Here is a 19,415-nt window from a genome sequence, read left to right on the forward strand (position 1 = left end):
CTTCCATTACGGCGCTTAGGCCTGGAACGTCTGCAGCCAGGCGGCGAATTTTCTCACGACCTCATCGTCCCGATCGCGCAGCAGCAGGGAGTAAACGCCGGTTCGGATAGTCAACGCCGGGAAAGGCGACACCAGCCGACCGGACGACAGATGTTTGGCGCAGAACAGGTAAGGTACGACGGCCAGCCCCAGGCCGTCTTCGGCCGCCTGAATGGCGGCGAAGGTATGGTCGAGCGTGAGCGGCGGCGGTGAGGCGTCCAGCGCCGTCGGGTAGGTATTCAGCCAGCTGTGCCATAAATCTTCCCGGGCGCGAATGCGGATGGCGGTATGCTCGCCAAGCTTGTCCGGCGCACTGACCGGCATGGCGCGCAAATAGCTCTGGCTGCAGACCAGCAAGCTGTCTTCCTGCAGGAAAGGGATCGCCTTCAGCCCGGAGAAGTGCGCGGGATCGCGCCGGATCGCCACGTCAAACGGCGTATTGCGATCGACGGCGCCGGTGCTGGTGGTGATATCAACCGCGATCCCCGGATGTATCTCATTGAATGCCGCCAGCTTTGGCATCAGCCAGTGCATGGTAAACGTCGGCAGGCTGTGCACTACCAGCCGCTGCCGGCCGGCGCTCGCTTTCAGCGCGCTTTCCGCTGCAAACAATTCGCTTATCACCCGAGACGCGGTGCGCGAAAAATTCTCACCGGCCGGCGTCAGCCGCACGGACTTGTGCGCGCGATAAAACAGCGTGATCCCCAGCTGTTCTTCCAGGCTGCGAATATGGCGGCTAATTGCGCCCGTGGTGAGAAACAGCTCATCCGCAGCGGCGCTGAAGCTGCCCAGACGGGCGGCGGCTTCGAATGCGGACAGGTGTGGCAGGGAGTGAACTTTTTTCATAGGTTGAGTTTAGCTCAACCAAATGAGGGACGAAAGATCGTTTGTCAGCCATTGATTTTGCTCACTATTATGGCGCATCCTTCCCGCGTTGCCGAGTGCGCCATGTTAAGTTTCGTCCCGTCAGTTATCCGTGTTAGTCGAGTCATCCTCACCCATCGATGGACAGGGAGGCGGCGCTGAGATGCGAGCTTTCTTTCTGCTTTGCGTAAGCCGGGCAGGCCTCTGCCTGGGCACCATGATGTTCGCCGGCGCGCTGCCGACCATCAGGAGCGAGTGGCAGCTCGACGCCGCCTCCGCCGGCACGGTGCAGACGGTGTTCAGCCTGACCAACGCCCTGGCGTTGCTGGTGGCCTCCTGGTGGTGTGATGCGTTGGGCGCCCGCCGGGTTTATCTGCTGTTCTCCTGGCTGGGCGCCGCTGCGTTGATGCTGTTCGCCGTATTTGCCCATTCTTATCTCGGCGCGTTGGTGTTGATGGCCTTCGTCGGTTTGACGCAGGGCGGGGCTTATACGCCGGCGCTGCTGTTGGCGATGGGGATGAACGGTCCGGCGCGGCGCGGTTATGCCATTGGCATGGTGCTGGCGGCCAGTTCGCTGGGGTATTTTCTGTCGGTTTTCATCGCCGGTTGGAGCGCCATGCGCTGGGGCGCAGGCGTGGCGTTTTCTCTGTGCGCCGCCGGTGCGTTACTGGGAGCGCTGGCGGGATCGTTGGCCCTGGTCGGTTATCGGGAACCGCAACCGCGCACGCTGGGGAGGAAGACGAAACGTGAAAGCTATGCTATCACCTACGCGACCCTGCTGTTGCTGATCGGGTATATCGCCCACAGCTGGGAGCTGCTCGGCAACTGGGCCTGGGCGCCCAGCCTGGTCAGCGAGGCGTTGAGCGGCTTCTCTCTGGATCCGCTCAGCGCCGGATTGATCGTCGCGGCGGTGATCCACCTGGCCGGCATGGTGGCTACATTGATTGTCGGCACCGTTTCGGACTATTTCAATCGCGCGTCGGTGCTGATGTTTATGGGCGCCGCCGGCGCATTGGGTTCGCTGTTGATGGGGTGGTCGGCGGACTGGGGGCCGGGCTGGACGCTGCTGCTCGTCAGCATCGGCAGTTTCTTCATCCTCGGCGACTCCGGCGTGCTGTCGGCTGCGATGGCGGACAACGTGCCGCCGCAACAGCTTGGCAGTGTGATGGGCTGGCGATCGTTGCTGGGGTTCGGCATCGGTTCGTTCGCCCCGTTATCCTTTGGCGTGGTGATGGATACCACCCACAGTTGGGGCGCGTCTTACGCCGTGCTGGCCTGCGGCGGCGGGGTAGCCTGTTTGGCGGCATGGCTGCTTTGGCGACAACATTTGAAATGAGGTACGGGCATCATTAATGAATGGAACATCATCACGCATTATTATCGTGGGCGCCGGGATTGTCGGGGCATCGATCGCCTATCATCTTGCGCGTCAGGGGCAGCGCGTTATCGTCGTTGAGCAGGCGTATCCTGCGGCGGGGGCCACAGGCAGCTCGTTCGGCTGGATCAGCGAAGGCGTACCTGACGGCGCTCCCGACGCGTTTCTGCGGCGCGAGATCGTGGCTGACTGGATGCGCCTGACGCAGGAGATCCCGGAATTGTGGGTGAATTGGTCCGGCGCGCTCAGCTATGGTCAGGCGCCGGCTACGCAAAACCCCGACAATCGGCGTCTGTCCTTAGCCGAGGTGATGGCGCTGGAGCCGGCGCTCGGGCGGCCCGATAGCCAGGCCTATTTTGCGGCGCGCGATGGCGCGGTCGATCCGCAAGAGGTAACACAGCGGCTGCTCGAACGGGTAGGCGCGTTGGGCGGCGAGTTGCTTCTGGGACGTGCGGTCAGCGGATTTCTGCGCGAAGCCGGTGGGCAGATAACCGGCATCGTTACCGATGAGGGCGCGATCGCCGCCGAACGGGTCGTGCTCGCCTGCGGTACGGGGATCTCGGCGCTGCTGGACGGCAGCGAATTCTCGTTGCCGATCGAGGCGTCGCCGGCAATTTTGTTGCGCTATCACGCTGCGGCGCAGGCGGTGAACACGCTGATTGCGGGCGACGACATCGAAGTGCGTCATGCGCAAAATGGCGATCTGCTCGCGGCGGAGGATTATCCCGCTGGCGGCAATGTCAAACACGTGGAAGAGGACGCGCAATCGGCGATTCAAAGCCGCCTGCACGGCTCGGCGCCATTGCAGCTGCAGACGTGTTCGGTGGGGCTGCGCCCCAGGCCGCGCGACGGTTATCCCATCCTCGGGCCGCTGGGCGCCACTTGTCTCTATGTGGCGGTGATGCATCCGGCCGTGATGTGCGCTCCGACGCTGGGTCGGCTGGTCAGCGACGAGCTGCTGCACGGCGTTAATCCCGCCATTCCTCGCGGCTACCGCCCGGCGCGATTCACTGATTGGGCTGCTGGATAATCTTTCCGACTATGGATTCACATCGTAATGCGCTCAACGTTGCAGCGGTTTTTTGCGCCGTCGGCGAGGCTCTTATATATTTATTAGCATGCCTGAGGCAGGTTAGGCATGAAACGGCGGTCGATCGGGCCGCTGCAAGTACGACAGTTAATCCGTTCGCCAAGAGGCTGCGAGCCTGTGCTTTCGGTAGGGACAGCCGCCAATCGTTTCTACGGCGACCGAAGGCGGAGCAGCTACTCACCGGTCACGAGGACACTTACCATGCATAAGAGAACACTGGCGTCACTGCATTACGAAAACATGCCTTACGATGGGGTACACTTTCACATTTTGAAACGGGAGACGCCTGGCCATACGGCGTTGCTGAAGCTGGATGCGGGCAGCCGGCAACCGGCGCGTTTTCATCCGGGCTGGGTGAAACTGATGGTGCTGAGCGGTGAACTGAAGGTTGACGATCAGACGTTGCAACCCCATGAGATGTTGATCATTCCTGCCAATACCGCTTATACGGTACAGGCCATCACGGAGGTGATTTGTCTGGCGATTTCCGAGCTGGACGGCGCCGAGTTGGCCCGTTAATGAGATAACAACGTTGGATGGAGGAGAGCCTAGGCGCTCTCCCTATCCCTTCAGCAGTAAGCCGTCCCCCAGGCCGAGCTACCTACTGATTGATGCGTACACCTCCTGATTATGCCACCGCGCTTTCCCTCTCCATCACTTTCGGCCGCGTCGCCCCCGCAACGAGCCGCCATCGCGCAGCGCATGCGCAACGTCATCGCCTCCGTTTTACGCAGAACGATGAAATTTTGGTGTAAATAGTGAGTTTCTTCGCATAAGGCCCCTGGTGTGGCTTGCGAGAACGTCACTATATGGAGGATCATGCGCTCCCTCTATCAAATAAAAGACATTCGCGTTATCAAAAGGGACAAACGATCATGGGATTCGAAGTCGACAACGCCGAAACGAAACGCATTGACCTCAGCAGCCACGAAAATTCCTCGTTCGAGGTGACGGGGCTGGTGAAACACTATCCGGCGGGCTTCGTCATTCCTTACCACTCGCATAAACGCTGTCATTTGCTCTATTCGCAACAGGGCGTTATGGCGGTCGAGGCGAGCAGCGGTCGCTGGATCGTGCCGCCCACCACCGCGGTTTGGTTGCGGCCGGGGGTAGAACATCAGATCGTCATGCAGAGCAACATCTGCGTTTACGGGATTTTGGTCGATGAAATCACCGCCGCGCGTTTGCCGCTGCGCGACGGCGTATTACAGGTTTCACCGCTGTTGCGAGAACTGATCGCCCAGTTGGCGACGCTGGCGCCTGAAGGGGCGGAGACCAAACGCAATGCGCTGCTCAGAGCGTTGTTCCTGGAGGAGCTGAGCCTGCAGCCGCAGCTGGCGCTGCATCTGCCTTGGCCGGTAGAGGCGAGGATGGCCGAAATTTGCCGGCAGTTGGTCATCACGCCGGCCGACGAACGCGGTATTGAGGCCTGGGCCGATTCACTGTCGATCAGCGTAAAGACCTTTCAACGCCATTTCAGCCAACAAACCGGCATCACCTTCGGCCAGTGGAAACAACGCCTGCGGCTGCTGTCGTCCATTCCGCTGCTGCTGGCCGGCAACTCGATCATCCACGCCGCCTTCGAAAGCGGTTACGAGAGTCACAGCGCCTATTCGGTGGCGTTCAAAAAACTGTTTGGCGTTTCGCCTTCGCGCTTTACGCTATAGCCTTATGGCATAGCGCGCTTCTCCTATAGATTGAAGCAACCTAATGACGTATAAAGCAAAGCAGTCAACTTCCGAGGCCGCGTCCCGTGATAAAAATTGTCGTGTATCTGATTCTCGCCGTGACGGTCGCCATTATTGCGGCAAGAGTCCTCTTTCGTTTGCCGGATATTTCGCAGCGTCTGCCGCAGGCGGCGTTGCCGGCGGATCCTGCCGCGCTATTGCCGGCGCGAGCCGCCGAACAGATGGCGGCGCATCCCGGCCTGAGCGGCGTGGTGCCGCTGGTCAGCGGCCACGATGCATTCGCCAGCCGCCTGGCGCTGGCGCGAATGGCGGAAAGGTCGATCGACGCCCAGTATTACATCTGGCATAACGATACCTCCGGGCAGATCCTGCTGAAAACCCTGTATGACGCCGCCCAGCGCGGCGTGCGCGTGCGGCTGCTCTTGGACGATAACGGCGTCGCCATGGACGAGACCCTGGCGGCGCTGAACGCCCAGGAAAACGTCGAGATCCGTCTGTTCAACCCATCAACCGTGCGCACGCCGAAGTTGGCCGGCTACGCCTTTGACTTTATGCGCATGAACCGGCGCATGCATAACAAGTCTTATATCGTCGATGGCGCTGTGGCGATCATCGGTGGCCGCAACATCGGCGACGAGTATTTCCAGGTCGGCGACGAAAACTATTTCCTCGATCTCGACGTGTTGAGCGTCGGTAACGTGGTGGCGGAAACCGCCGAGGTCTTCGATCGCTACTGGAACAGCGCTTCGGTGTTTGGCGTTGAGCAAATTATCCGAGGCAAAGGCAATCTTTCTGCTTTCCTGACGCAGGCCTCCGCGACCGAAAGCAGTGACCGGGCTCGCAAACTGGCGGTGCAGCTGGAAACCAGTGCAGTGCGCTTTAGCGATGGTGCCGTGCAGCCGGAATTCACCCAGGTCGAGCTGGTGGCCGACGATCCGGCGAAGGGATTGGGCAAAGCGTCGCGCGATCGTTTGATGGTGACGCAGCTCAGCAAGATCATCGGCGGCGTCAACCAGCAGTTGGAGCTGGTCTCCGCCTATTTCGTGCCGGGCCGGGAAGGGGCGAGCTTTTTTGAATCGCTTGCCAAACAGGGGAAATCCATCCGTGTGCTGACCAACGCGATGAACACCACCGACGTGCTGGTGGTCCATGCCGGCTACGCCAAATACCGACGTGAGCTGCTGCAGGCGGGCGTCGAGCTGTTCGAGCTGAAATTGCGCGCCGGCCAACCGACGGGGCGCAAGGAACTCAAACCGCTGGGGCTGTCTGGCGCGGCGCTGCACGCGAAAACCTTCGCCATCGATGACAAACGGGTGTTTATCGGTTCGTTCAATTTCGATCCGCGCTCGGCGCACCTGAACTGCGAAATGGGCTTTTTGATCGACAGCCCGACGCTGGCGGCCGACACCCGCCAACTGTTTGATGGCCCGCTCGAGTATGCCGCCTACCGGCCGACATTGACGCCCAAGGGTAAAATGGTGTGGAACGAAGCCTTCGAAGACGGCCACACCGAGGTGCACCAGCAAGAACCCGGCGCCGGCTGGGTAAAACGCATCGTTCTCACCGTGGCCGGCTGGCTGCCGATCGAGTGGATGTTGTAAGGGCGGCGAATGCCGCCGACACCCGTTAAGTCAACCGTTGCAAGGGAACCAATCCTGCGCTTATCGGTTGGCTTCAGCATCACCAGAGAGTTTAAAAGTAAACAACGCTGTTTCATTAACGCTGCCTGGTATCCAGCAGCTGCGTGCGATAGCGCTTTTGGTGTCGCGATAGAACTCCGGGGTGCCCGTTAGTACGATATTTCTGGCTTTACCCTTATCATCAACATCAAACGTTGCGCGCACTTCGCCTTCACGTTTTTCAGCCTTCGCAGAGGCGGAATAGTATGGCCGCTCATAAAAGACTTGGCCGTCGCATCCCAGATTAGGCGGTTGCTTTGCCGCTGGAACATTGCTGCCTGCACGCCAGGCATAGACGCAATCGTTCACCGCACCGGCTTTTTCACAGCCATCAGGTTGCAATGGCGCACAGCCGGCAAGTGCCAGGCTCAGCGGGATGAGGGTGAATCGTGACATGGCGTTTCCTGCATGTTCTATCAATCAGATAACGCATATTTTCGCTTAGCGCAGGGTATTTAGAAAGAGAAATTATGCGGCTTTCGCTAGGGTGTTAACCATTCTTTTCTTAAGCGATGCTCTACTCGAAAATATGAAGATAAATAGTTTGTCGGGGTGGGGTTAATTCTTCGGTTAATTATATTTATTATTTTACTTCGCTATTGGAACTATTGATGAAAGTGATTACTTCACAAGAAATTAAAATAGAAAAAATAACCGTTTTGATTATTCTTTCTTGTAATTACCTCGACAGAAACCAAAGGATCTTCCACCATGCGCATGATGAAAGCCGCCGCCTTTATCGACAGGGGGAGAATAGAACTCATTGAAAAGCCGATTCCTTCTCCTGGCCCCAACGATGCTTTGCTCAAAATAACCACGACGACAATCTGCGGTACCGATATTCATATTCTTAAGGGCGAATATGCCGTGCCTCACGGATTGACCGTGGGTCATGAGCCGGTTGGGATTATAGAAAAGCTCGGGAGCAATGTTAAAGGCTTTAATGAAGGGCAGCGGGCGTTGGCCGGCGCCATTTGCCCCTCTTTTACATCCTATGCCTGCCAGGATGGATTTCCTGCCCAGGACGGAGCCTATTTGCCGGAATGCCGTTGCCACGGATATAAAGCCACGGCGGGTTGGCGCTTCGGCAATGTTATCGATGGTACCCAGGCTGAATATGTACTGGTGCCTGATGCTGAAGCCAATCTGGCGCTCATACCGGACGGTCTGACGGATGAACAGGTGCTGATGTGCCCGGATGTGATGTCTACCGGTTTTAAAGGCGCGGAAAATGCCAACATTAAAATTGGTGACACGGTGGCCATCTTCGCCCAGGGGCCGATCGGTTTATGCGCCACTGCGGGCGCTCGTCTGCAGGGCGCCAGCCTGATTATTGCCATCAGCAGCTCTCCCGAAAAGCTGATGATGGCGGGAAAGATGGGGGCAAACGTCTTGCTGAATTACAAGGAAACCGATGTGATTGATGAAATATTCAAGATTACGGCGGGGCGTGGTGTGGACGCCAGCATCGAGTGTTTGGGGACGCAAGCCACCTTCAATCAAGCACTGCGGGTGTTAAAACCCGGCGGCACCTTATCCAGCCTTGGCGTTTATAGCGAAGACCTCCATCTGCCGGTGAGTGCACTTGCCTATGGGTTGGGCGATCATACTATTCGCACGGCATTGTGCCCGGGCGGCAAGGAGCGGATGCGCAGAATGATGAACGTCATCCAGCATGGCGGTTTGGATCTCAGACCGTTCGTGACGCATCGCTTTCGGCTGGAGAATATCGCAGAGGCCTACGCGTTGTTCGCGGAGAAACGCGATGGCGTGATTAAGTTGGCCATCACGCCATAAAGCCCAGCGATACGGTTAGCGGCGGATTATTCCCCGTTATCCTTGAGACTGACCGTCGCCGTGCGGCCGGCGATCAGCTCGACGCCGTGGGGAATGGTGTCGATCGCGATGCGCACCGGGATGCGCTGCGCCAGACGGATCCAGCTGAATGTCGGGTTGACGTTGGCGAGCAGAGTGCCGGCGGCGGTGGTGCGCTCGCTGTCGTTGATGCCGGCGGAAAGCCCGTCGACGTGGCCGTACAGCGGCTGCCGTTCCCCCATGATGCGGATCACCACCTTGTCACCGTTCTGGATGCGGCCCAGCTTGGTCTCTTCGAAGTATCCGGCGATGTAGAAACTGTTGGAATCCACCAACGCCATGATCGGCTGACCGGCGGTCGCGTAAGCGCCGGGGCGCAGGGAGAAGTTGGTGATCACGCCATCCACCGGCGCATAGAGATCGGCGCGCTGCAGGTTGATGCGCGCCAGCGCCCGATCCGCCAGGGCCTGATCCAGATTGGCCTTCGCCAGCGATTGGGCATCGCGGCGATTGTCGCGTTCCTGTTGTGAAATAGCCGACTGCAACGCCTGATAACGCCGGTTTTCGCGCTGGGATGACGCCAACTGGACGTTGGCGCGCTCCACGGCGGCCTCGGCCTGATCCAGCGCGTTGCGCAGCCGTACTTTGTCCAGGCTGAGCAGCAGCTGCCCTTTATGCACCATCTGGTTGTCGTGAATGTGCACGGCCTCCACCTTGCCTGAAACGTCCGTGGCCAGCGGCACCACGTCGGCGCGAATCTTGCCGTCGCGCGTTTGCGGGGCGTAGGTGTAATAAAGATAAAGCTGCCACAGCACACCTGCCGCGAACAAAACGGCAATCAGGGTCAGCGCGGGGCGTAGCAGAGCAAGGGTACGTTCACGAAACATGGGGGCCTCAGGGGGTGGTAAGCCATTTCAGGCCGTGGAAAAACAGCCCGGCCAGAATAAGAAACAGGGCGGTGTCGAACAGCGGGCGCTGCGCGACCCAGCGATAGATGCCCACCGCGTTGAGCGTCCAGGAAAGCGCCATGCGCGAGAAAAACGCGCACACCAGGCACAGCAGCAAGGGCGAGATGAATACGCCGTCAATGTTGATTTCACCGATCATGTCAGGGATTCCAGTGCAAAGCCGTGGGGAAGTGCAGCAGCCGTAGCCGGGTAAGCGGCCGCAGCGCGCGCCGATCGTTCTGCCGCCAGGCCTGTTGCAGACCGGCGTCGATCTGGCCCAGCAGCTCGGAGGGTGCCTCGGCGTGCAGAGAAAGTTGGCGGAACGCCGCCGGCAGACCGGCGTTCGGCGAAGCGCCAGGAGTGAGCCCGCCGGCCTGCTGCAGACGAATCAGGTCGATACCGGTTTTTAAGCGCATCAACAGCTGTGGGCTGCGATCGGCTTGCCCAACGACGGCCAGGCGGCTACCCAGCGCGGTGATGCGATCCAACGCGCGGGCCTGATAGCGCTGTAAGTCGCGCTCCGTGATGTGGCGATTGAGGCGCAGCATCTCTTGCGCATCCTGCCGCATCAGCCGCGCTACTACTTGATCAGTGCCCCAGCGCCGGAACAGCGCGGCGCACAGGAATGCGAAATAGACGCCGATCAGCGTGCCGGTGGTGCTTTCCAGATACAACCCCATATTGTTCGGCGCATAGTGCCCCTGAAAGTTGACGTTGCTGAGCGACAGGGCGATCGCCAACGTCGCCAACGGGTTGCTCGCCGCCCACACGCCGAGCGGCAGCAAAAACAGCCCCATCACGATCAGGAAACTGCCGTAATCCCCGGCCAGCGGCAGCAGCACATAGCTGAGCAGGGCGCCGAGGACCATAGCGATAGTGGCGAAGCGGCCAAAAGTGGCGATGGTGGCGCCGGGATTGTCGCCGGCGCCGAAGAAGGCGATAGCCACGATCCCCATCAGCACCATGTTGGCGCCCTGTTCCCAGCCGGTGAAATACCAGAGACCGCACAGCAGGGCGTAGGTCGTCAAAATTCCGGCGAACATGCGCACCGCCATGCCGGTATCCGGCGGCGGCGAGAAGACGCGGCTGCGCATCATCTGCGCCTGCAGCGCCGCGGGCAGCGGCTCGCCGTCCAGGAATGCGTTCAACTGCTGTACCTCGGCCCACAGCGTTAACCACTGCTCAACCTGTTCAGCCAGCTCGTCGACGATCAGCGTTTCCCACGGCGACAGCGACGCTGCGGGTGGCAACAAGCTCACCGAGGGGGCAGCGTGCGGTGCGGGTTCAACGGCCTGCCGCCGGACCTCATTCAGCCACGGCTGTAGGCGGGGGCGCAGACCGACCGGCAGTGCGGCGATGCTGCTGCCGATGGCCGAGAGCAGCGGCACGATTTGCAGTACGCGTTGCTGTATCGAAATCGCCGCCTGACGGGTGGGCTTATCGACCGAACTGTCATAGCCAAGGGTGGTCATCATCTGATTGAACGAGGCGATGTCGCCCAGCAAACGGATACGGTCCGCGTCGGTCTGGGCGTCGCCGCCCTTACCGTCGAGGCTGTCCTCCTGCCAACGCGCTAGGTCAGACAGCCAGGCTTTCAGCCGCGTGCGCAGCACCGGCTCCAGCGACGATGGGAACAACACGCTGTCTACCAGCGTCACCGCCAAAATACCCAGGCAGATCTCCGTCACCCGCGTGACGACCATGGTGAACATCGTGTCCGGGTGATTGATGTAGGCGATAGCGACCAGCATCATGGTGATGGCGCCCAGCTGGAAAAAGTAAGCGCGCGGCGTGCGATCGAGATAAGAGAGGCCCAGCATCAGTGACGATGACAGCCCAGCGGCGACGATCAACAGCACCGGCGTGTTGCTAAGCCAGGCCGAAAGTCCCAGCGTCAGCACGCCGGCGAACAGCGTGCCGCAAAAACGGTAGGTGGCGCGGGCGCGTACGGCGCCGCTGACCGGATTGCTCAGCACGCAGCAGGTCACCATTGCCCAATAGGGATTTTGCAGGCCGATGCTTTCCGCCAGCGCGAAGGCCAGCATGGCGGAAATAAACAGTTTCACGGCATACAGCAGCTGCGGTTTACCGATTCTCATGGCTCATTGCCGGCCTGTTGCAGATAGTGGCCTGCGCGCTCTTCAAACAGGCGCAGAATGCGCGTGGCGGTTTCAATATCTTCCAACGGCACGTCGTGCATCAGCTCGACTCGCAGCTTATCGGCCGCGGTTTCGACCTTTTTAGCCAGCTCGGCGCCGGCGGGCAAAATGCGCAGGGTTTTAAACCGACGATCGCCGGCCGACTCCTGCCGCTCGAGGAAGCCTAACGCGGCGGCCTGATCCAACAGACGCACCAGCGCACCGGGATTGACGCCGACTTCTTCCGCCAGATCGCGCTGATTGATGCCCTGCGGATTGCGATGCACCAGAACCACGACGGTAGCCAACGACATGGAGATGCCGGATTTGGCGATCGCCAGCGTCGCAGCCTGTTTCCACACCCGGCGAACCGGTTGCAGGGCGTTGGTGAGGGCATAGAGGGATTTTTCTTTCGATGACATGGGATACCTCGGCAAACAGTGTATATAGGTTAAATGGCAACAGTTGCTTTGGCAATTAATTTTAAACAATCGACTCAGAGACAGAAGGCAAGACATATGTGACGTCGTCACATAAAACAGAAGGGCTACATAGGCAGCCCGTTTGAAAGGTGGGTATTACAGCGCCTGAACGGGGTTCATCGCAGCGCCGGGGAAGGCCGTATCCTCACCGCGTTCACGCCACGGCGCCAGATCAGTCTGGCGATCGCCGCCATGCACGCCGAGCCGGCGTGTAACTCGACGCAGGAAGAGCTGGCCCGCATCGCCGGCTATTCGCTCAACGTTCCAAAGGGCTGGTTGGTAGCACCGCCATGGAATACCTCTCGCATTGGCGTATGCTGCAGGCGGCAGATCGCCTGCGGGCCGGTAAAGAAAACGTCGCGTCGATCGCCTACTCGTTGGGGTATGGCTCGGAAAGCGCGTTCAGCACCGTCTTCAAACGGGTGATGGCGCAGTCGCCGTTTCAGTATCAGCGGCAAATGCCGGCCGGGGCGAGTGAACCGGAGTGAAAGGGGGCGCCGCGGCCGTAGCCGCCGCGCCTGAGGCTACCTGCTGATCGTCTGCTGCAACGCCTGAACGGAAGAGTCGATGCCGGCATCGACCGACATGGTCAAGTCTTCCATTTCCAGCGACACCCAGTCGTTGTAACCCATCATGCGCACCACCGAGAAGAATTCCTTCCACCACTGCAGATCCCGGCCGCAGCCGACGGCGACATAGTTCCAGGCCCGGCCAGCTACCTCGTCGATCGGTTTGGTCTCCAGCAGCCCGTTGATCTCGACGACGCCGCGCTCCAGGCGCACGTCCTTGCCGTGTACATGGTGAATGGCGGGACCGAGGGCGCGGGCTACCGCGATGGGATCCGCGCCCATCCAGATCAAGTGGCTGGGATCGAGGTTCAGGCCCACCATCGGGCCAACGGCCTCGCGCAGCCGGAACAGCGTTTCCGGGTTCCACACCAGCATGGCGCTGAAGTTTTCCAGCGCAAAGCGCTCGACGCCGCACGCTTTGGCTCGGGCGACCAGCGCCTGCCAATAGGGGATCGCCACCTCATTCCATTGATAGTCCAGACAGTTTTTCACCGTAGGCGGCCAGCTGACGGTATAGGTGATCCAGTTGGGGATGGTGTCATGCGGGCTGGCCGGCGGCAGGCCGCTCATCATCACGATCTTCTTCACCCCCAGCAGGCCGGCCAGCTCCAGCGTATTGTCGGTTTGGCGCAGATGACGCTGCCCCAGCTCGCCCGGATCGAGCGGATTGCCGGAGACATTGAGCGCGGCGATCTCCATGCCGCGGCTGGCCAGCGCTTCCTGCAGCTGCCGGCGTTTGGCGGGGTTGGCCAGCAGTTCCTCGGTATCCAGATGGGGCGCCGGGGACCAACCGCCGGTGGTCATCTCCACACCGCGCACCCCCAGCTCCAGCAGCCGATCCAGCATCGGTTCGAAGGGTAAATGGCCCAGGCTGTCGGTACAGAACGAAAGTTTCATGGTGCTTTCCTTATTGGTAATTAACCCAGGTGGCGCCGTTGTCGGCGGAACGAACACAGTTCTCAATCCAGCGCACGCCTTCCAATCCGGCATCGATATCCGGATAGATCAGCGCGGCCAGCGTCTGCCGATCGCCGCGCTGACTGGCGCTGATGGCGATGGCGAACTTGAGGTAAATATTGGCCCAGGATTCGGCCAGCCCTTCGGTATGCAGCGCGCCGAGCCGCTCTTCCGCCAGGGCGCTGTCGTCTAGATAGGGCATGCCGTGGTGCAGCGTCTGGCTGGGCCGCCCCTGGATCTCATAGCGTAATTCGCCGGGTGTGGAATCACTCCATTGCAGGCTGGCGCGTGAGCCCACCACGCGGATGCTTTGGCTGTCCATCGCGCCCGCGTTGATGGCGGAGGCCCACATGCGCCCGACGGCGCCGTTTTCGTAGTGCATCAGCACCATGGCATTGTCTTCCAGCGGGGCGCGGGAAGGGATAAAGCTCTGGCGATCGCACAGCAGGGAGGCAATTTTCATGTCGGGCATGACCAGCTGTGAGATGTAGAAGGTGTGGGTAGAGATGTCGCCCAGCACAAAGGAGGGGCCGGCGATTTTCGGATCGACGCGCCACTTTTGCGCCTCGAACGTGTCCGCGCTTTCATTGGCGTTGAAGCCATGGGTGTACTGCAATTCGACCATGCGTATTTCGCCGATGTCGCCGTTCGCGATCATGGCGCGCATCTGCATCAGCAGCGGATGCCCGGAGAAGCCGTAGGTCACCCCGACGATCAGGCCTTTCTCCGCCGCCAGTGCCTTGATTTCTCTTGCCTCCGCCGTGGTAAAGAACAGCGGTTTTTCGCAGATGACATGCAGGCCGGCATTCAGCGCGGCGCGCGTAATTTCATAGTGGGTGCCGTTGGGGGTGGCGATGGTCACCACCTCAACGCCATCTTCGCGGTTGGCCTCTTGTTTCAGCAACTGCTGATAGTCTTCATAGCAGCGTTCAGCGGGCACACCGAGATTGACGCCAAACTCACGTCCGCGCGCCGCGTCGATATCAAAAGCGCCGGCAACCAGCCGATAGGCGGTATTGTCGCGCAGTGCGCCGGAACGATGCTTGTAGCCCACCTGGCTGAGGCGGCCGCCGCCGATCATCGCCCAACGCAGCGGGCGAGGGATGCTTCTTTCACCATTTAACATGCTGACTCCTGATATTGTGGTATTGCACTCGGGTGCAAAATGGGTTGAAAAGAGAGTGGCAACGGTTTATTTCTGGTTCATCTGTGCAAATTGCGGGTAGTTTTCTCGCGTCACGGTGGCATAAGGCACCCAGTTGTAAGACTCGGTTTTGGCGCGATCCAACATCGCTCGGGTCACTTGCACCGCGCCGATCGCCTGGGCTTTGGCATCCTGGAAAATGGTCACAGCCAGGTCGCCATTTTTGATAAATTGCAGGCCGTCGGGCGTGCCGTCGATACCGGCAACCAGTACGCCGTTCTTTTTGGCCTGCTTCAGCGCCATGATCGCGCCGATGGCCATCTCATCGTTGTTGGCGGCGATCGCATCGATCGGGACGCCGTTCAGCAACCAGCCGGAGACCACGTCGACCGCTTCATTGCGCTGCCATTTGGCGGTCTGTTTCTCTACCACGTTCAGGTCTTTGTGTTTGGCGATCACCGCCTCCACCGCGCGGGTGCGTTCGCGGGTTTCTTCGTTGGAGAGGGCGCCCATCAGGATCGCCACGTTGCCGCGGTAATTCATTTTTTTCGCCAGGGCCTCCATCTGCAGGCGGCCGCTGAGCGCCGAATCGGAGCCGACGTAGGCTGTCGCGCCGCTCAGCGGCACTTCGGGTTTACGGTTGACGAAGATAAGGGGGATAGCGGCGCGTTTGGCGGCCGCTATCATCGGCTGGACGCCTTGCGTATCAACCGGGTTGAGGATAATGGCGTCCACGCCCTGATTAATCAGATCGTCTACCTGCTGCACCTGCAGGGCGACATCGCCTTTGGCATCGACGAACTGGCCTTGCAGCTGTTGCGCAGCCAGTTCTCGCGCCATTTGGCTGCGCAGGATGGAGACAAAGTTGAGATCGAAATTGGCCAGCGCCACGCCGACCTGATAGCTCTTGGCCTGAGCGGTCACGACAAACAGCGAGCAGGCTAACATCAACAGCAGTCTGGTTTTTTTCATTACGGTATCCTGTTGAGAAGAGAGGTGTTATGTAAAAACAGCGTTTTTGCAACCGGGTGCAAATCAGAAGAAAAAACGGCGATGAGTCTCTGAATGCCACCGTGAATGTCGGCCATGGATAAAATTTGGTCAACAGGGGAAAGGTGAAAACAGCGCGGACGATCACAAACTCTTTACACATTGCACCCGGTTGCACAACAAATTGCAATCGGGTGCAAAAACGATACATAATTGCAGCAGATATGCCGGCAGGCGCTTAGGGGATCTGAGCGAGCAGGGTATAGTTTAACTTCACCGAAGCAGGGATCGACGCAACCATGAAAAAACACCACAAAGCCACCGCCAGCGACGTCGCCGAAAAGGCAGGCGTCTCTAAATGGACGGTATCGCGCGCCTTTACGCCCGGCGCGTCGATCTCGGACAGCGCGCGTGATAGCGTGTTGGCGGCGGCGGCCGAGCTGGGCTATCGGCCAAACCTGCTGGCGCGCAGCCTGTCGCAAAAACGCACGCACATCATTGGCGTGGCCATCGACGAGATGAAGAACCCGCATTCGATGATGATGCTCGATATGGTCACCAAACAGCTGCAAACTCGCGGTTATATGGCGCTGCTGCTGAACATCACCGCGGGGGAAAACTACCGGGCGGTGATGGCGATGGCCGATCAGCTGCAGGTCGACGGCATTCTGTTCCTGGCGACGGTGTTAACCAAAGAGTGGGCGGCGATCGCGCAAGATCTGCATCAGATCCCGCTGGTGCAGGTATGTCGCAATACGGAAAGCGAACACATTGATGTGGTCAATATCGACGGCTACCGCGCCGGCGAAGAGATCGCTGCGCTGCTGATAGAACAAGGGCATCGGCGCTTTGGTTACATGAAGGGGCCGGACACGCAAAGCAGCCATTTGCTGCGCATGGAAGGCTACCGTGACAGGCTGATGGCCGCCGGCTTTCAGCTGGATCGGGTGCTCACCGCCGGCCACTACGATCGCCAACGCGGTTTCCAGCTGATGAGCGAATACCTGCAGGCAACGCAGGAAAGCGAGCGGGTTGAGGCGCTGTTCTGCGAGAATGACGTGCTGGCGCTGGGGGCACTCGAAGCGCTCAGGCAAACGGCGCCGTCGTCCGCGATGGCCGTGGTGGGCTTCGACGATATCGATGAGGCCGGCTCAGCCAATTGGGCGCTGACCAGCTATAGCCAACGCATCGACCGGCTGGTTGAAGAAGCCTTGAATCGCCTGATCGACAATCGCGCCACGGCAGACGGCGCCTGGCGGCACGGGGAATTGCGGGTTCGGCGGTCGCATTTGGGAGATAAACAGGCGTGAGGCTTTTTCTTTTGGTGACAGCGTCACTTTGGAGGCTTGATGAGAGCTCATCGCGATACAAAGAAAAAACTCTATAGAAGAGAAAGTGTTACATCCAAAGGGTCCATCGCCAGCGGTGGTGAATACCGTTGGGGACGCCATGGCAAACAGGCGGACGATGAGCAGTTGCCGCTGCGTGAAAGCATGCATGGGCGGATACAACATGGCATGGATTACACGCCGCTATTTCAATTTCTGCTCAGTAAAGTGGGCCAACCCTGGAATGAAGTACATAGCGAAGCGGTTAGTCGATTGGACAAACCAGCACCCATTTTTTACCTGGTGGCGCTGCACCGTAAAAACTGGCGGAACTATGTCTGCTGTGGTGAATCTAGCTATTACAGCGGACTGTGTGTCGATGAACGCGGGATACTGCAGAAAGTGAACCCGGCATTTACCGCAGAAGATGTGCCGGTGAGATGCCGTTGTTGCACCTACACGTTCAACGGGGAACTCGTGCCCGTCACGGAAAAGAACTGGCAAAAGCCTTATGAGAAGGAGTCCTGGGAATAATCAGGTCTCACGTCTCACGAGTGTCATTCTGGTGCAGATTGACTGCCGGAGTTTGCCAGATTTCACGTAGCGCGATCAAAAAGGAGGGTATTTTGACCCATTTTGCAGAGTGGCACAGCCAAATCCAGGCGCTTGAGGTTGAACTGCATCAGCCGCCGGTGCGGCGCGATCCGCGGCGCGTCGCGGCATTGCTGCATGAAGACTTTGAAGAGATTGGTCGTTCAGGGCTGCGTTATGACAAACGCCAAACCGTTGCGGCGCTGGAAATGGAAACTGAACATCCGCATATTTTTGCCGAAGGTTTTAAGCTGGCGCAAATCAGCGAAGGCGCCGTGTTGCTGACGTATAAAAGTTTTCAGCGTGATGCGCAGGGCCACGCCGTTCGTTGCACCGAACGTTCATCGATTTGGCTTCTGACAGCCAAGGCAGGTTGGCAGATGCGGTTTCATCAAGGTACGCCGACTAAGGGTTAAACTGAGATGGGGGCTTAAACATAAAAAAGGATATCCGCCTGATAAAGCCTTGAAGGTGAGGTGAGAAAGGACGGGCATGATAATCCCGGTGCGTATCCAGTAATTAAATTTAACATAATATACATTATGCGCACTCATATGCAGGTATGTGGATTATACCGTCCAGGCCTGATTCATGGGGTTTCTCTTGTAGCCAACCAGGCCAGCGCCAACTGCTCGTGCCGTTGAATCAATTCGTTTTTCAACCGGCCATAAGTCCACTGGATTTTGCCGGCAGTCTTCTGCTGCCTGGTATTTGATTGCCCTGTATTGCTGAGAACATCATAATGCTTGCGCAGATAATCTCTGAACGCCACATGTCAGATCGCCTGTTCACTTCCAGCAATAAATGCATGCACGTGATGCGTGCGTTTGCCGTTTCCCTTGATGTCGTAACGCCTGCAGGCAATGCCGTTCTCGCTACGCGGCGTATATCCCATGTCACGCATCCTGTCATTCAAGCTATCCAACGCCGGCAGACTTTCAACCTCCAGCAATATATCAATCCTTGGGATCGTGATGATGCGCGCTGATATTTTCCACTCCAATAATGATGACCGGGCATGGTTTCCAATGGCGCATACCTGCCGGTATTGGCCAAAAACCCCCTGCTTTTTTGATCGCGCTACGTGAAATCTGATAAAACGTGGCGGCTACGATACTGCAGATTTCTCCCAAACGCGTCATTTAAGCGGGCAGTATTTGCACGCCAAATGCGCATTGGCGCGCGTTTCATTGCTTTCGGCGCCCACCACGGCGTTGGCTATACTGAATGGAAACATTCTTCCTCGCTCCAGGAGCCTCTCCATGTTTGATCATGTGAAATTTGGCGTCAGCGACTTTGCCCTAAGCAAAGCGTTTTTCCTCAATGCGCTGGCGCCGCTGGGCGTAAAAATCGTTGCTGAAGGCGAGCCCGGCTATGGCGTCGAACTTTGTCCCGATCGGGGTAATGTGTCATTGTGCCTGTTTCAAACCGACGAAAAGCCGGCGCACCTACACCTGGCATTTGTCGCAAGCAGCCGTGAGCAGGTCGATGCATTCTACCACGCCGCGCTAAAAGCCGGCGGCAAAGACAATGGCGCGCCCGGTTTACGGCCCCATTACCATGCCCACTACTATGCGGCATTTGTGATCGCCCCGGATGGCCATAATATCGAGGCAGTTTGCCACAATTCGATGGACTAGTGATTTTTCCAGTTAAAACAGCATATTAATCACGAGGTAATGCATTGGATTTAACATAACGCAATTGTGACATCGTCAC

General features: G+C 58.8%; 21 protein-coding genes and 1 pseudogene. 11 read left to right on the forward strand and 11 right to left on the reverse strand.

All coding sequences use genetic code 11. From position 1 onward, the window contains the following. Nucleotides 1-15: 15 nt before the first annotated feature. Nucleotides 16-885 carry a LysR substrate-binding domain-containing protein gene (locus tag GT753_RS08015; protein WP_118892035.1) on the reverse strand — a complete coding sequence of 290 codons (870 nt, stop codon included), beginning with the start codon at nucleotides 883-885 and terminating at the stop codon, nucleotides 16-18. Nucleotides 886-1,066: 181 nt separating this feature from the next. Between GT753_RS08015 and GT753_RS08020 the strand changes: the two genes are divergently transcribed. The 5 genes from GT753_RS08020 to GT753_RS08040 all read left to right on the forward strand — a co-directional run bounded on the left by GT753_RS08020 (nucleotide 1,067) and on the right by GT753_RS08040 (nucleotide 6,657). Continuing rightward, nucleotides 1,067-2,239 (forward strand): nitrate/nitrite transporter, encoded by a 1,173-nt coding sequence (locus GT753_RS08020; RefSeq protein WP_254071033.1) that lies wholly within the window; start codon nucleotides 1,067-1,069, stop codon nucleotides 2,237-2,239. 16 nt (nucleotides 2,240-2,255) lie between these two features. After that, nucleotides 2,256-3,308 (forward strand): FAD-binding oxidoreductase, encoded by a 1,053-nt coding sequence (locus GT753_RS08025; protein ID WP_049188890.1) that lies wholly within the window; start codon nucleotides 2,256-2,258, stop codon nucleotides 3,306-3,308. 261 nt (nucleotides 3,309-3,569) lie between these two features. Next, complete coding sequence (locus tag GT753_RS08030; protein ID WP_015377878.1) at nucleotides 3,570-3,887, forward strand: cupin domain-containing protein; 318 nt, start codon at nucleotides 3,570-3,572, stop codon at nucleotides 3,885-3,887. Between the two features lie 356 nt (nucleotides 3,888-4,243). Further along, nucleotides 4,244-5,035 carry a helix-turn-helix domain-containing protein gene (locus GT753_RS08035; protein ID WP_004937878.1) on the forward strand — a complete coding sequence of 264 codons (792 nt, stop codon included), beginning with the start codon at nucleotides 4,244-4,246 and terminating at the stop codon, nucleotides 5,033-5,035. A gap of 86 nt (nucleotides 5,036-5,121) precedes the next feature. Continuing rightward, nucleotides 5,122-6,657 carry a phospholipase D family protein gene (locus GT753_RS08040; protein WP_160125483.1) on the forward strand — a complete coding sequence of 512 codons (1,536 nt, stop codon included), beginning with the start codon at nucleotides 5,122-5,124 and terminating at the stop codon, nucleotides 6,655-6,657. A gap of 60 nt (nucleotides 6,658-6,717) precedes the next feature. On the opposite strand, the gene GT753_RS08045 is transcribed toward GT753_RS08040, so the two are convergent. After that, nucleotides 6,718-7,131 carry an energy transducer TonB gene (locus GT753_RS08045; RefSeq protein ID WP_160125484.1) on the reverse strand — a complete coding sequence of 138 codons (414 nt, stop codon included), beginning with the start codon at nucleotides 7,129-7,131 and terminating at the stop codon, nucleotides 6,718-6,720. A gap of 315 nt (nucleotides 7,132-7,446) precedes the next feature. Between GT753_RS08045 and GT753_RS08050 the strand changes: the two genes are divergently transcribed. Further along, on the forward strand, nucleotides 7,447-8,532 hold the full coding sequence (locus GT753_RS08050; RefSeq protein ID WP_015377881.1) for an NAD(P)-dependent alcohol dehydrogenase: 1,086 nt from the start codon (nucleotides 7,447-7,449) through the stop codon (nucleotides 8,530-8,532). A 26-nt stretch (nucleotides 8,533-8,558) separates the two neighbouring features. Here GT753_RS08050 and GT753_RS08055 read toward each other — a convergent pair whose 3' ends face one another. From GT753_RS08055 to GT753_RS08070, 4 genes are read right to left on the reverse strand one after another with little or no spacing between them, the layout of a single operon-like run. Continuing rightward, nucleotides 8,559-9,437 (reverse strand): HlyD family secretion protein, encoded by an 879-nt coding sequence (locus GT753_RS08055; protein ID WP_075684944.1) that lies wholly within the window; start codon nucleotides 9,435-9,437, stop codon nucleotides 8,559-8,561. Nucleotides 9,438-9,444: 7 nt separating this feature from the next. Continuing rightward, a complete protein-coding gene (locus GT753_RS08060; RefSeq protein WP_015377883.1) occupies nucleotides 9,445-9,657 on the reverse strand; it encodes a DUF1656 domain-containing protein in 213 nt (70 codons plus the stop codon). Nucleotide 9,658: 1 nt separating this feature from the next. Beyond that, nucleotides 9,659-11,596: an FUSC family protein gene (locus GT753_RS08065; protein WP_015377884.1), complete on the reverse strand. Its 1,938-nt coding sequence runs from the start codon at nucleotides 11,594-11,596 to the stop codon at nucleotides 9,659-9,661. Continuing rightward, on the reverse strand, nucleotides 11,593-12,057 hold the full coding sequence (locus GT753_RS08070) for a MarR family winged helix-turn-helix transcriptional regulator (protein WP_015377885.1): 465 nt from the start codon (nucleotides 12,055-12,057) through the stop codon (nucleotides 11,593-11,595). The genes GT753_RS08065 and GT753_RS08070 overlap by 4 nt, the downstream gene beginning before the upstream one ends. Nucleotides 12,058-12,353: 296 nt before the next feature. Between GT753_RS08070 and GT753_RS08075 the strand changes: the two are divergent. Further along, nucleotides 12,354-12,605 (forward strand): annotated as a pseudogene (locus GT753_RS08075) (helix-turn-helix domain-containing protein); the annotation flags it as partial. Nucleotides 12,606-12,641: 36 nt separating this feature from the next. Here the strand turns inward: GT753_RS08075 and GT753_RS08080 are convergent. The 3 genes from GT753_RS08080 to GT753_RS08090 form a co-directional block, all read right to left on the reverse strand. Further along, complete coding sequence (locus GT753_RS08080; protein WP_015377886.1) at nucleotides 12,642-13,583, reverse strand: sugar phosphate isomerase/epimerase; 942 nt, start codon at nucleotides 13,581-13,583, stop codon at nucleotides 12,642-12,644. 10 nt (nucleotides 13,584-13,593) lie between these two features. After that, nucleotides 13,594-14,769, reverse strand: a complete 1,176-nt coding sequence (locus tag GT753_RS08085) for a Gfo/Idh/MocA family protein (RefSeq protein ID WP_131164668.1) — start codon at nucleotides 14,767-14,769, stop codon at nucleotides 13,594-13,596. 66 nt (nucleotides 14,770-14,835) lie between these two features. Beyond that, a complete protein-coding gene (locus tag GT753_RS08090) occupies nucleotides 14,836-15,759 on the reverse strand; it encodes a substrate-binding domain-containing protein (RefSeq protein WP_021503698.1) in 924 nt (307 codons plus the stop codon). A gap of 317 nt (nucleotides 15,760-16,076) precedes the next feature. Between GT753_RS08090 and GT753_RS08095 the strand changes: the two genes are divergently transcribed. The 3 genes from GT753_RS08095 (at nucleotide 16,077) to GT753_RS08105 (ending at nucleotide 18,112) form a co-directional block, all read left to right on the forward strand. Then, on the forward strand, nucleotides 16,077-17,087 hold the full coding sequence (locus GT753_RS08095; RefSeq protein WP_160125485.1) for a LacI family DNA-binding transcriptional regulator: 1,011 nt from the start codon (nucleotides 16,077-16,079) through the stop codon (nucleotides 17,085-17,087). A gap of 39 nt (nucleotides 17,088-17,126) precedes the next feature. Then, nucleotides 17,127-17,639: a hypothetical protein gene (locus GT753_RS08100; RefSeq protein ID WP_160125486.1), complete on the forward strand. Its 513-nt coding sequence runs from the start codon at nucleotides 17,127-17,129 to the stop codon at nucleotides 17,637-17,639. A gap of 92 nt (nucleotides 17,640-17,731) precedes the next feature. Then, the gene (locus GT753_RS08105) at nucleotides 17,732-18,112 is read left to right on the forward strand and encodes a DUF4440 domain-containing protein (RefSeq protein WP_004937905.1); all 381 of its coding nucleotides are present in this window, start codon (nucleotides 17,732-17,734) and stop codon (nucleotides 18,110-18,112) included. Between the two features lie 173 nt (nucleotides 18,113-18,285). Here GT753_RS08105 and GT753_RS08110 read toward each other — a convergent pair whose 3' ends face one another. Both GT753_RS08110 and GT753_RS25815 read right to left on the reverse strand, forming a co-directional pair. After that, a complete protein-coding gene (locus tag GT753_RS08110) occupies nucleotides 18,286-18,468 on the reverse strand; it encodes a hypothetical protein (protein WP_139319740.1) in 183 nt (60 codons plus the stop codon). A gap of 3 nt (nucleotides 18,469-18,471) precedes the next feature. Continuing rightward, on the reverse strand, nucleotides 18,472-18,699 hold the full coding sequence (locus GT753_RS25815) for a GrpB family protein (RefSeq protein ID WP_071824286.1): 228 nt from the start codon (nucleotides 18,697-18,699) through the stop codon (nucleotides 18,472-18,474). A gap of 259 nt (nucleotides 18,700-18,958) precedes the next feature. Here GT753_RS25815 and GT753_RS08120 point away from each other — a divergent pair, with 259 nt between their 5' ends. Continuing rightward, nucleotides 18,959-19,336 carry a VOC family protein gene (locus GT753_RS08120; RefSeq protein ID WP_075684934.1) on the forward strand — a complete coding sequence of 126 codons (378 nt, stop codon included), beginning with the start codon at nucleotides 18,959-18,961 and terminating at the stop codon, nucleotides 19,334-19,336. Nucleotides 19,337-19,415: the final 79 nt, after the last annotated feature.

Source organism: Serratia sp. Z4 (assembly GCF_009900725.1).
Classification (GTDB): Bacteria; Pseudomonadota; Gammaproteobacteria; order Enterobacterales; family Enterobacteriaceae; genus Serratia; species Serratia nematodiphila.